At 65.8% G+C, this 11,613-nt stretch carries 11 protein-coding genes; 7 read left to right on the forward strand and 4 right to left on the reverse strand.

Annotated elements, in window-relative coordinates:
- The first annotated feature begins 49 nt into the window (after positions 1–49).
- The gene (locus JE033_RS06495) at positions 50–1,573 is read left to right on the forward strand and encodes an aldehyde dehydrogenase (NADP(+)) (RefSeq protein ID WP_200330221.1); all 1,524 of its coding nucleotides are present in this window, start codon (positions 50–52) and stop codon (positions 1,571–1,573) included.
- 4 nt (positions 1,574–1,577) lie between these two features.
- On the forward strand, positions 1,578–2,708 hold the full coding sequence (locus tag JE033_RS06500) for a mannose-1-phosphate guanylyltransferase (protein ID WP_200330224.1): 1,131 nt from the start codon (positions 1,578–1,580) through the stop codon (positions 2,706–2,708).
- A 13-nt stretch (positions 2,709–2,721) separates the two neighbouring features.
- On the opposite strand, the gene JE033_RS06505 is transcribed toward JE033_RS06500, so the two are convergent.
- Positions 2,722–3,462, reverse strand: a complete 741-nt coding sequence (locus JE033_RS06505) for a hypothetical protein (protein ID WP_200330226.1) — start codon at positions 3,460–3,462, stop codon at positions 2,722–2,724.
- Between the two features lie 36 nt (positions 3,463–3,498).
- Entirely contained in the window at positions 3,499–4,305 is an 807-nt protein-coding gene (locus JE033_RS06510; protein ID WP_090146520.1) for a GntR family transcriptional regulator, read from the reverse strand.
- Positions 4,306–4,480: 175 nt separating this feature from the next.
- Between JE033_RS06510 and JE033_RS06515 the strand changes: the two genes are divergently transcribed.
- From JE033_RS06515 to JE033_RS06530, 4 genes are all read left to right on the forward strand, one after another.
- Positions 4,481–5,542, forward strand: coding sequence for an ABC transporter ATP-binding protein (locus JE033_RS06515; RefSeq protein ID WP_200330228.1), 1,062 nt, complete (start codon positions 4,481–4,483; stop codon positions 5,540–5,542).
- A gap of 50 nt (positions 5,543–5,592) precedes the next feature.
- On the forward strand, positions 5,593–6,768 hold the full coding sequence (locus JE033_RS06520; RefSeq protein ID WP_200330230.1) for an extracellular solute-binding protein: 1,176 nt from the start codon (positions 5,593–5,595) through the stop codon (positions 6,766–6,768).
- 84 nt (positions 6,769–6,852) lie between these two features.
- Entirely contained in the window at positions 6,853–7,737 is an 885-nt protein-coding gene (locus JE033_RS06525; protein WP_090146515.1) for an ABC transporter permease, read from the forward strand.
- Positions 7,738–7,759: 22 nt separating this feature from the next.
- A complete protein-coding gene (locus tag JE033_RS06530; RefSeq protein ID WP_200330232.1) occupies positions 7,760–8,569 on the forward strand; it encodes an ABC transporter permease in 810 nt (269 codons plus the stop codon).
- 155 nt (positions 8,570–8,724) lie between these two features.
- On the opposite strand, the gene JE033_RS06535 is transcribed toward JE033_RS06530, so the two are convergent.
- Positions 8,725–10,044 (reverse strand): HipA domain-containing protein, encoded by a 1,320-nt coding sequence (locus JE033_RS06535; protein ID WP_200330234.1) that lies wholly within the window; start codon positions 10,042–10,044, stop codon positions 8,725–8,727.
- On the reverse strand, positions 10,031–10,591 hold the full coding sequence (locus JE033_RS06540) for a helix-turn-helix domain-containing protein (RefSeq protein ID WP_200330236.1): 561 nt from the start codon (positions 10,589–10,591) through the stop codon (positions 10,031–10,033). The genes JE033_RS06535 and JE033_RS06540 overlap by 14 nt, the downstream gene beginning before the upstream one ends.
- 253 nt (positions 10,592–10,844) lie before the next feature.
- Between JE033_RS06540 and JE033_RS06545 the strand changes: the two genes are divergently transcribed.
- Positions 10,845–11,489 carry a hypothetical protein gene (locus JE033_RS06545; protein WP_200330238.1) on the forward strand — a complete coding sequence of 215 codons (645 nt, stop codon included), beginning with the start codon at positions 10,845–10,847 and terminating at the stop codon, positions 11,487–11,489.
- The last annotated feature ends 124 nt before the right edge of the window (positions 11,490–11,613 follow it).

The following is an 11,613-nucleotide window of genomic DNA, read 5'->3' on the forward strand; positions in this document are numbered from 1 at the left end:
CCCAGCAGCAGCACCAGCACCACCACTCAGCAGTGAAACGGAGATCATCGTGCACACCTCACCCGAAGCACTCGACCAGATTCTGAGCCGTGCGGCGTCCGCGGCGCCCGTTCTGGCGGTCCTCCCTCCGCGGTCGCGAGCCGCACTCCTCACCGCACTGGGCGATGCGCTCGATGCCGAACGCGATCGTCTCGTCACGATCGCCGAATCGGAAACCGGGCTCACCCCTGCTCGCCTCGGCGGAGAAGTCACGCGCACCGCGGTGCAGCTCCGGCTCTTCGCCGACGCCGTCGTCTCCGGTGCGCACCTGGACGCGCGCATTGACGAAGCCGATCCCGAGTTCGTGCTCGGCGCGCGCCCCGACCTGCGTCGCACGCACATTCCCGTTGGACCGGTCCTCAACTTCTCGGCGTCCAACTTCCCGTTCGCGTTCTCCGTGCTCGGGGGCGATTCAGCGGCGATTCTCGCTGCCGGATGCCCGGTGATCGTCAAAGCTCATTCGGGGCATCCCGAGTTGTCGGAGGCGACGGCAGCGCTCGCCCAGCGCGTCATCGCAGACCGCGGGCTGCCCGCAGGCACGCTCCAGCTCATCCACGGCCAGCAGACCGGAGTCGCCGCGCTGCGCGACCCCAGAGTCCGCGCCGGGTCGTTCACGGGTTCGACGCACGGAGGCCGCATCCTCGCCGACATCGCGGCGGCGCGCCCAGCACCGATCCCGTTCTACGGCGAGCTCGGCAGCGTGAACCCGGTCTTCGTCACCTCCGAGGCGCTCGCCTCGCGCGGTCCGGCACTCGCCTCCGAGTATCTTGCGAGCGTGGCGGGATCGGCAGGCCAGTTGTGCACGAAGCCCGGACTCCTGTTCGCCGCAGTCGACGACGCGTTCCTCGAAGCGCTCGCGGCCGCGGGCGCCTCGGAACTCGGCACGAGCGAGCATCGGCTCCTCGGTCCGCGCATCACGGACACCTACCTCGAGGACGTGGATCGCGTGCTCGCGGTCGACGGGGTGCAGCCGGTCGTCATCGGCACGAGTCGCGTGGACGAGGCCGGGAACGGATGGGTCACCCCGACGATCGTGCGGGTCACCCTGGAGACGCTGCGCGCCAACAGCGAGGTCCTCGCAGAGGAGCACTTCGGCCCGTTCTCCGTCATCGTGGAGGTACCGGATGGCACGCCGCTCGCTCCGCTCGTCGGCGAGTTCATCACCGGGTCCCTCACCGGCACCGTCCACCTGGGAGAGCACGAGCGATCGGCCGCGGCCGGAGCCGACGCCGCGCTCTCAGACTTGGTCACCGCGCTCTCCAGACATGCGGGCCGGGTGCTCTTCGACGGCTGGCCGACCGGCGTCGCGGTGACGCCCGCTCAGCAGCACGGCGGGCCGTGGCCGGCGACGACGAACGACGCGAGCACCTCGGTCGGCACCGCAGCACTCGGGCGATTCCTCCGCCCGGTCGCCTTCCAGAATGCGCCGAGCGCATACCTGCCCGCTGCGCTGCTCGACGAGAATCCGCTCGGCGTTCCACAGGAGCGCAGTGCCGCAGGCGAGTCGATCTCCTGGGGCCGCGCAGTAGGCTGAGCGCATGACCGAGAGCTCTGCGCGCATCCCAGCCATTGAACGCCTCACGTGCGTGATTCCGGCGGGCGGCGTCGGCTCCAGGCTCTGGCCACTGTCGCGGGCGAACGCCCCCAAGTTCCTGCTCGACCTCACCGGGTCCGGCGACTCGCTGCTCCGGGCGACGTGGGATCGGCTCGCCCCGCTCGTTCCGGCGGAGCGCACCATGGTGGTGACCGGCATCTCGCATCGGGATTCCGTCGCCGAGCAGCTGCCCGAGCTGCTCGGCGAGAACCTCGTCACCGAGAGCGAGCCGAAGGACTCGTCGGCGGCCATCGGTCTCGCGGCCGCGATCCTGGAACTGCGCGACCCCGACGCGATCCTCGGCTCGTTCGCGGCGGACCACGTGATTCGGGGGGACGTGCTATTCCAGCGCGCGGTGACCACGGCGGTGCAGGCCGCGGATCAGGGATACATCGCCACGATCGGCATCCACCCCTCGCACCCCGCGACCGGCTTCGGGTACATCTCGACCGGTGACGCGCGTCGCGATCTGGCGCCCTTCGACGTGTACGACGTGACGGAGTTCGTCGAGAAGCCCGACGCCGCGCAGGCGGAGGGGTACCTCGCGAACGGCGGATACCTGTGGAACGCCGGAATGTTCATCGCACGCGCGTCGGTGCTGCTCGAGCAGATGGCCCTCCAGCAGCCAGCGCTCGTCGAATCGCTGCGCGAGATCGCGGCCGCCTGGGACACGGAGCGCGGCGCCGACGTGCGCGAGCGCCTGTGGCCCACCCTTCCGAAGATCGCAATCGACTACACCGTCGCAGAGCCCGCGGCCTCCGCCGGCAAGATGGTCTGCGTCGCGGCCCACTTCGACTGGGACGACGTGGGCGACTTCGCCTCGGTCGCGAACCTGCTCACCCGGGGTCGCGGCAGTGATCTGGCGGTGCTGGGCGATGGGGCGCAGGTGCTCTCGGATGCGTCGAGCGGCATCGTGGTCTCGGAGAGCAGCCGGCTCGTCGCACTCGTCGGGGTCGAGGATGTCGTCGTGGTGGACACCGCGGATGTGCTGCTCGTGACGTCGAAGAGCCGAGCTCAGGATGTGAAGAACCTCGTCAGCCGCATGAAGGTGACGGGCGGAGGGCACCTGCTGTAGCGCGCGTCCCCTCTCAGGAGGTGACGAGGAGCGAGAACGGGTAGCGCTGAGACGAGAGCACCCGCACGTCGACGTTCGAGCGATCCAGCTCGCTCAGCCCGCCCTCGGGGTCCGCTCCCGGGTACCGGTCGCCTGTTTCGAAGTCGGGATCGTTCGACAGCACCACGCGGCCGTTCGCGTTCACGAGCGTGGAGCCCCGATGCCCGACGAACACCGGGAGCAGCGCGTCCTCGAGCGACGACACGAGGACATCGGCGCAGACGACTCCCCAGAAGTCACCCCCGACGAGCACGGGAACCGCCGACGTGATCGTCACCTCGTTCGAGCACAGGTAGTCGACGAAGGGGCCCGCGACGTGCCGGTCCCCCGTCGCCTCCGGCACCCGGTACCACTCGAGCCGCATGAGGTCGATCGCCGCCTGGCCCGGGCCGAACGTGGACGAGGCGAGCAGCGCGCGCTCGGGCCCCTGCCACCACGCCAGCGGGTTCCCCTCGCTGACGAGCTCTTCACTCGCGCAGAATCCTGCGCCGTAGAGCGGACGCCCCTCGGTGTCGAGCACCTGGTGGGCGCCGGGCTTGGCGATCGCGGCGAGCTGGGCGCCCGTCAGCGCGCCCGCCTCGGACTCGCGGCGCAGGGCCGATGCCAGCGACGGCACCCACCGGTCGAGCGGGGCGAATACTCCATCGAAGAAGTCATCGACGTGGCGCAGGGCCACCCGGAGCGGGGCATCTGCAATATCAGGCGCGGCGGTCACGGCACTCTCTTCCTCTTCTTTGAGGTCGCCGGAGAGTCACCCCTCCCGACGACGCGCTTCCAGTGTGCCACGAAGATCGGCATCGCGCGGCGCCGCGATCAAGTCTGTTCGGAGGCTCACGAGCCAGCGGGTCGAGGCGCGCACCGAAGCACGGATAGCGGATCGCGCCGCGTCGATGTCGCGCGCACGGGTAGCGCGGATCTGCGCGAGCAGCGCCCGCTGCGTCGCCAGTCGCGCTCCCTCGTCGAGGTCTTGGAGCGCGAGGAGGGGCGTGAACTCGGTCTGCACGCGCACGTGTTCCTTGGTGAGGCGCACGGACTGGCTGAGCGCCGCGAGCTCCAATTGGATCTCGGTGACGCGGCGTCGCCAGGCGACGCGATCGAGGTCGCGAGCGCGTTCGATCACGGCGGCCACGACGTCGATCTCCTCCGGCGTCGAGCGTTGGCACGCGTATTCGGCGCAGGCGCAGCAGACGGCCTCGTAGTGCACGGCGAGGTCGGCGAGCGCGACGCGCGGCATCGCCTGCAGTGCGCGCGCATTGACCTCCTCGACGGAGCCGTGACTCGGGCGCACGAAGCTGCCGCCGTTGCGACCGCGCCGGGTTTCGATGAGGCCGCGGTGGCGCAATCCGCTCAGCGCTTCGCGAACTGTCACCACGGCGACTCCGAGCAGGGCCGAGAGCTCGGTCTCGCTGGGGAGCCGCTCGCCTTCGGTGAAGGCGCCGACCGAGATCGCCTGGACGATCCTGGATTCGACCAGCTCGATGCGGCCCTCGTCGCCGATCGGCGCGAGCGCTGCCGTGCGGAGCCGGCTCGGGGGCGCGGACGGCATTTGAGCGCTCACCGTTCTCCTCCGATTCTCGCGAACGTACCGAGTGTGTCACGAGCGAACTGAGATTTCGCCGCCGCCACTCCGTGATCAAACCGTGATGCGGAGAACTCCGAGCGCGCTCTAATCCTATAAACCCATATGTTATGTTTCATCTATCGGGCCGACAGCGACGTTGAGGAGCAACCGTATGACACACCACGCCCCCACCCCAGTACCGCAGGGGGACATCGCCGTATCGGTGCGCGGCGTTCGCAAACAGTTCGGCGACCTCGTCGCCGTGAACGACCTCGACATCGAGATCGGCGCCGGCGAGTTCTTCTCGATGCTCGGGCCGTCGGGATCCGGGAAGACGACCGTGCTCCGCATGATCGCCGGCTTCGAGGAGCCCACCGCAGGCTCGATCCTGCTCCACGGAACCGACGTCACGAAGTCGGCGCCGTTCGACCGCGACGTCAACACGGTCTTCCAGGACTACGCGCTCTTCCCACATCTCACCATCGCCGAGAACGTCGCGTACGGACTCAAAGTACGCGGCGTCTCCGCCGCCGAGCGCCGTCGTCTCGTGGCGGAGTCGCTCGAGCAAGTGCAGCTCGCGCACGTCGCCGACCGCTCGCCCGCGCAGCTCTCCGGCGGCCAGCGCCAGCGGATCGCCCTCGCTCGCGCCCTCATTCTGCGCCCCAAGGTGCTCCTGCTCGACGAACCCCTCGGCGCCCTCGACAAGCAGCTGCGCGAGCAGATGCAATTCGAGCTCAAGCAGATCCAGCGCGAGGTCGGCATCACGTTCGTGTTCGTCACGCACGATCAAGAGGAAGCGCTCACGCTCTCCGACCGAGTCGCCGTATTCAACAACGGGAAGATCGAGCAGGTCGGCAGTCCGCGCGAGGTGTACGAGTTCCCCCGCACCGAGTTCGTCGCCAGATTCCTCGGCATCACGAACCTCCTCGCGGACGACGCGGCGCAGCGCATCCTCGGCGAACGCACCCCTCACAGCGTGCGCCCCGAGCGCGTGCGGCTCGTCGACCCGACCGCCCCACTCGACCCTGCAGACATCGCGCTCCCCGGCACCATCCTCGAGACCGTCTACGCCGGCGCGCACACGCGCTACCTCGTCGAGACCGCCAGCGGCACCCGCTTCATCTCAGAAGCGCAGAACACGCACACGCCGCGCACCAGCCCGAGCATCTCGCGCGGAGACGCCGTGAGCCTCCGGTTCGCCCGCGATCACGCGGTCGTCGTGCCCAGCGCCTGACCCGCACCCAGACACCCCTGCAATACCCAATCGCCTACGAAGGAGTAACGATGCACAAGAAACTCGCCATCCCGGCGGCGCTCGTCGCGGCCGCCGGACTCGCCCTCTCCGGCTGTTCCAGCAGCGGCGGTGAGTCCGCACCGGGAGAGATCTCGATCGACGTCCCCGACCTCCCCGCGCTCGAGTCGCTCGGAGACATGGAGTCCGAGCTCAACATCGTCGCCTGGTCGGGATTCGTGGAGCCCGCGTGGGCCGACGAATTCACCGCCGAGACCGGGTGCAAGGTCAACCGCAAGGTGGCGGCGACGAGCGACGAGATGGTCCAGCTCATGCGCACCGGTGAGTACGACCTCGTCTCGGCCTCCGGCGACGCGAGTCTGCGACTGATCGTCGACGGCAACGTGCAGCCGCTCAACACGGAGCTGATTCCGAACTTCGGCGACGACATCGTCGAGGGGATGAAGGGCCAGCTCTACGACACCCTCAACGGCAACGTCTACGGCATTCCGATCGGCCGCGGCGCGAACATCCTCGAGTACAACTCGGACGTCGTCACCGAAGAACCGACCAGCTGGGACGTCGTGTGGGAGGAGGACAGCCCGTACGCCGGCAACATCGCCGCCTACGACAGCCCCATCTACATCGCAGATGCGGCGATCTACCTCATGGCGACGCAGCCCGACCTCGGCATCGAGAACCCGTACGCCCTCGACGAAGAGCAGTTGGCGGCAGCGGTCGAGCTGTTGCAGCAGCAGAACACCATGGTCTCCGAGTACTGGTCGCCCGCCACCAACGTGACGTCGTTCACCGGCGGCAATTCGGTCGTCGGCACCTCCTGGGAGGTGCTGCGCAAGGCCACGCAGGATGAGAAGTTCAAGAGCGTGCTCCCCGAGGAGGGCTCGACGGGGTGGTCCGACGCGTGGATGCTCGCGGCCGAATCCGAGAGCCCGAACTGCGCGTACGCGTGGATGGACTACACGAGCAGCCCGGAGGTGAACGGGCAGATCGCGATGAACTTCGGCATGGCGCCCGCCAACGCCGCGTTCTGCGAGACCAGCGACGAAGCCCGCGAGCACTGCGAGTACTTCAATGCGACCGACGAGGAGTACTTCGAGCAGGTGTGGTTCTGGACCACCCCGATCGACCAGTGCCTCGATGGCCGCACCGATGTGCAGTGCACCAACTACCAGGACTGGACCAGCGCCTGGGCAACCGTCAAGGGCTGACCGCCCGACGGTGGGTGACCGGGGCACGCCGCCCCGGTCGCCCGCCCCACCCGCCACACCACGACCCGTCAGTGAGGAACCATCGTGTCGAACCAGCCGACCCTCGAGCGCCGCACCAAACCGGTGTCGACAGCGCTCTACCGCCACCCGCGCGGCCGTCTCGCATCGCTGCTGACGCTGCCGATGGCGTGGCTGCTCGGCGTGTACATCCTGTCGCTCGTGCTCCTGCTGATGACCGCATTCTGGACGACCGACCCGTTCACCTCGCGGGTGAAGCCGGGGTTCACGCTCGAGAACTTCGAGCAGCTCGTCACCGTTCCGGCCTACCTGTCGACGGCGCTGCGCACACTCGGAATCGCCCTCGCGGTCACCGCGATCTGCGCCGCCGTATCCATTCCGCTCGCCGTGTTCATGGCGAAAGTCGCGGGGCCGAGACTCCGGGCCGCACTCGCCGTGCTCGTCACCCTGCCGCTCTGGGCGGGCTATCTCGTGAAGATCATCGCCATGCGCCTCGTGTGGACCGATGAGGGATTCTTCAACTGGGCGCTATCGCCCTTCGGGATCACAGGCCCCGGCTTCGGCACCCTGACCGTCATCCTGACCCTCGTCTACCTCTGGTTCCCCTATATGGCGATTCCGGTATACGCCGCCGTGTCGCAGATCCCGACCAATCTGTTCGACGCTTCTTCCGACCTGGGCGCAAGCGGCGCGCGCACGATCCGCACCATCGTCGCCCCGCTCCTCCTCCCCGCACTGATCGCCGGTTCCGTATTCACGTTCTCACTGAGCCTCGGCGACTACATTGCGGCCATGTACGTGGGCGGCTCGACGCAGATGATCGGCAGCATCATCGCGCAGAACATCAATCTGAATCCGCCCCTCGCCGCGGCATTCTCCTTCGTGCCGATCGTGCTCGTCATCATCTACCTGAGCGCGGTGCGCCGCACCGGCGCGCTCAACAACCTCTGACCGAGATTCGCAGGAGACCGCCATGCTTCGTCTGAACCGCACCACGCGCGTCGCGCTCGCCGTCATCACGGTGATCGCGCTCGGGTTCATGTACATCCCGCTGTTCGTGATCGTCATGAACTCGTTCAACTCGGGCCGCGTCTCGGGCTGGCCGATCCCCGGCTTCTCGCTGGAGTGGTGGGGCAAGGCCCTCACGAATCCCGCCGTGCACGCCGCCCTGCTGAACTCGGTGATCGTGGCCTCGGTCGCGACGGCGTTCGCCCTGCTGCTCGGCACGCTCGCCGCGTTCGCGCTGCAGCGCTTCAACTTCTTCGGCAAGCACACCGTCAACCTGCTCATCGTGCTGCCGATCACCCTTCCCGGCATCGTCACCGGTGTCGCGCTCTCGAACACGTACTTCCAGGTGCTGAAGCCCATGGGCATCAACGTCGGCTACTGGGGCATGATCATCGCTCACGCCACCTTCTGCGTCGTCATGGTCTTCAACAATGTGATCGCCCGCCTGCGCCGCATGCACCCGAATCTCGACGAGGCCTCGATGGATCTCGGAGCCGGCATCGGCCAGACCTTCCGGCTCGTCACGTTCCCGCAGTTCCGCAGCGCGTTCATCGCGGGCGGCCTGCTGGCGTTCGCACTCTCGTTCGACGAGATCGTGGTGACGATCTTCACCGCTCCCCCGGGCGTCGAGACCCTCCCCCTCTGGATCATGAACCAGATGGCGCGGCCCAATGAGGTGAACCAGGTGAACGTGGTGGCGACCGTGATGATCCTCCTCTCACTGATCCCGGTCTACTTCTCGCAGAAGGTCTCGGCGGTCAACGACGCGAAGTAGCGGGGCGGGGCTGCCGAGCCCGAGCCAGAGCGCCAGCGGCGCACCCGCGCGAATGAGAGAAGCGCGCCGATCCGAGCCCTCTCGCCTTGCCCTCTCTCGATCAACCGAAGAGTGCTTGGAGACACTTCTGCCTGATACGCCACCGATGATGTGCGCTACTCGTGTGCCAGGTCGATGACTGCCGCTTCCCCTGTGTTGGCGTCAGAAACTGATCGGCAGATACGTCCGATCCTCTCCAGCATCGGGCTGGAAAGTAAGTGGTTAATGGACTCTTCTCTTGCAGGAGCGTTCGTGATGGCAGAGCGAAAAGCCATCTCAGTCCGCTCAGCCATCACCGCGCGAGCGCGCCGAACCAGATCAAAGTCGAACTTCACGTCGTTTGCGAACTTCTTCCAATCATCTTCAGAGCACATACCGAACCTGTCGTGATGCCCGATCTTCATCGCCGCCCGAGGGAATTTAAGTCCTCCGCGGCGCTTAGAGAACGCGAATCCCGATGCCGCGTCATACATCGGCGCGAGGAGCGAATCACCGTCTGGAAGCAACAGCATCGAGTAGTTCTTAGCATGCGCATCGGGACTCCCCGAGAGGTAGTTGAAGATAACCATCTCCATGAACCGGTACCGCATGAGCTCCGATAACGCGGCACTCGAGGCCGTCCGCTCGATCAGCGCCGCAATATCCGCGACGCTCGGACCAGCGTTTTCTTCATACTTCTTCTCAGGACCAAGCCCCAGAGCCTGGCAAAAATCTTCCTGGTGAATCCGCTGGCACTCCCCGTCATCCCAAACGCGGTCGTATCTCTCAACGACGATGGCCGGGACACCGTCGAAGTAGGAGAATTCTGATCTCGCGACGTACAGGTCCATCCGCCGAGCGGCGTCGAGCGTAACGTGCTCAATCAGCGCCTGATCACGTAACTCGTCATCGCCAACCCGCGTGATTCCGGGCTTCAGGATGTGAGTTGTGGGAAGGCCGTTTTCCGCCTTCGCCCACACGCCCGATTCAGTTCGATGAAGAGCGATTTTTCCCTGCTGACCGGCGACCGACCACCGCTCAGCATCTTCACTTACCGGCTGATTCGTCGCCGCTGCTTTGAGCCGTTCCCCGATCTCCGGGTCAGTTATTTCATTGACTCGCCCCGAGCGCAAGAGGAGTTCCTCTCTGTCGACGAGCTGCACCGCCCCTGCGCAGTCAAGGCCAGCGACCGAGAGTAAGCCGAACGTGGTCGTGTCTCGAGAGTCGTGAACACTCGCCATCGAACTCCGAAGTTCATGGCCTTCGGGAAGTAGGCCTTCAAACCATGAGGACGCTGTGATCCGAGGGGCACTTCGCAGGGTGGGTGGCATCGATAGCGACAGTTTCGGACCCGAGTAGTTCTTGACGTACTTGAAGCCCTGGACCTGCGATGCACTTCCAGACAGAACGCCAATTTTCTGGCCGTATAAGAAGACGTTGAGCTCACGCTTCGCCATTAAGTTCCGGTTCGTCGTCGGGTGACCCTGAATCAGTTTCGCCGGTTGTCGGTGCGTCTGTTCGCGAGCGTTTCGAGATCGCGGACATCGACGAGACCATGTTGCGCGTCGCATCTGACAGTGCTCCCTGATAGACCGACGAGATGCCAAGATCCGCCACGCTAGGGAGTGACACGTTCTTAAGAATATCGACCCCTCTGGAGCCGCCAAGAGACTTAAGTGCGTTCTCTGCGGCCATGCGGTTGATTCGAGTGAGGCCGATTGGGAGAAGGCCGATGCCGTGAATGGAGCTGGGCACGCCATCGGCAAACTGAACTGCATCTCCATCGTTTTCGGTTAGCTGGAACACGAACCCGAGAGCCCTAGCCACGTGCATCACCTTGATGAGTTCTGCCCGAGGCGACTTGCCGCGCTCGAAGTTTGAAAGCCACCTGACGGACACGTCTGCTCGCTCTGCCAGATCCACCTGGGTGAGACCTTGCTCCTCGCGCGCAGTGCGCAGTGCATACCCGAAATCCGGGGCAGTCTTAATCGGCGGTCTGGCCATGACTTGATCGTATCGTTAAGCAGCAGAATAGGCAAGAACGGTCAAGTTCGCAAATACGCACGCACCGTCAAGTTTTGCAAATTGACGGAACCGTCAAATTTAGCTAGCTGACGGAACTGTCAAGTTACGACTCTTGACGCCTCGGCCTCGCCGTTAGAGTGCGTCACGTTGGATGAGTGAGTGATCGCTATGCCGCCCCGTGAACCGGCGGGCTGGCGGCATGTGAGGGCCACCGATTCGATACATTGAACGCATGAAGCTTCGCCGTCTTGGCCTCACCGCAGCGACCGCCCTCATACTTGTCGGCGCGTTAGCCGCGTGTGCCCCTGAGCCATCGGAAGAACCGACCGAGGAGCCCGCTCCGCTCGCGAGCACGGAGCCCACATCCGACCCAGCACCGGCACCGACAGACGTGACAGACCCAGTGGACATCGTGGTCCCGAGCTGCGACGTGCTGCTGCCGCTCGAGAAGGTCCATCAGATCCTCGGCGACGATCGTCCGGAGTACGTCGAAGTCGGCCCTGAGCGGCTTTCTGAGTTGTCACTTGAGTCGTTCGGACCTGCGGCCGTCTCTGCCTACGAGTCAGCGGAGCAGCTGTCTCACTGCAGATGGGCGTACCCGCAGTCCGACGGGATTATTGACGTGGTCGTCGCTGAACTCAGCACGGAGGTGCGGGAAAAGTTCACGTCCGCGCTCGACGACTCGGTGTTCGTGGAAGGTGAGACGGCGGACGGGGTCACGTACATCGATGAGGATCCGCAGCGTCGGAAGTCGATGCCGGTCCGGTTCGCGTTCATAGACAACGTTTGGGTCGCGACGGTGGGCTCGATCGGGCCGTTCCTCGACCCCACCATCGAGAGCATGCTCGAGCTCAACCCTCAGCTACGGAAGAGCTGACAGCACCGCTCTCACCTCTCAGTGGTCGTAGTCGAAACTGACGAGCCACCCGGTCACGCGCGCACCAGGCTTTGCGGTTGTGACTTCAACTTCGACGGTTCCGCCGTCTTCCGGCAGTGGCCGT

This window comes from Leucobacter sp. L43, assembly GCF_016597785.1.
Taxonomy (GTDB): Bacteria; Actinomycetota; Actinomycetes; order Actinomycetales; family Microbacteriaceae; genus Leucobacter; species Leucobacter alluvii.

Excerpts from the sequence above, each read along its gene's own strand:
- JE033_RS06530 (WP_200330232.1), top strand. The coding sequence starts at position 7,760 with ATGCTTCGTCTGAACCGCACCACGCGCGTCGCGCTCGCCGTCATCACG.
- JE033_RS06545 (WP_200330238.1), top strand. The coding sequence starts at position 10,845 with ATGAAGCTTCGCCGTCTTGGCCTCACCGCAGCGACCGCCCTCATACTT.
- JE033_RS06520 (WP_200330230.1), top strand. The coding sequence starts at position 5,593 with ATGCACAAGAAACTCGCCATCCCGGCGGCGCTCGTCGCGGCCGCCGGA.
- JE033_RS06515 (WP_200330228.1), top strand. The coding sequence starts at position 4,481 with ATGACACACCACGCCCCCACCCCAGTACCGCAGGGGGACATCGCCGTA.
- JE033_RS06500 (WP_200330224.1), top strand. The coding sequence starts at position 1,578 with ATGACCGAGAGCTCTGCGCGCATCCCAGCCATTGAACGCCTCACGTGC.
- JE033_RS06535 (WP_200330234.1), bottom strand. The coding sequence starts at position 10,044 with ATGGCGAAGCGTGAGCTCAACGTCTTCTTATACGGCCAGAAAATTGGC.
- JE033_RS06540 (WP_200330236.1), bottom strand. The coding sequence starts at position 10,591 with ATGGCCAGACCGCCGATTAAGACTGCCCCGGATTTCGGGTATGCACTG.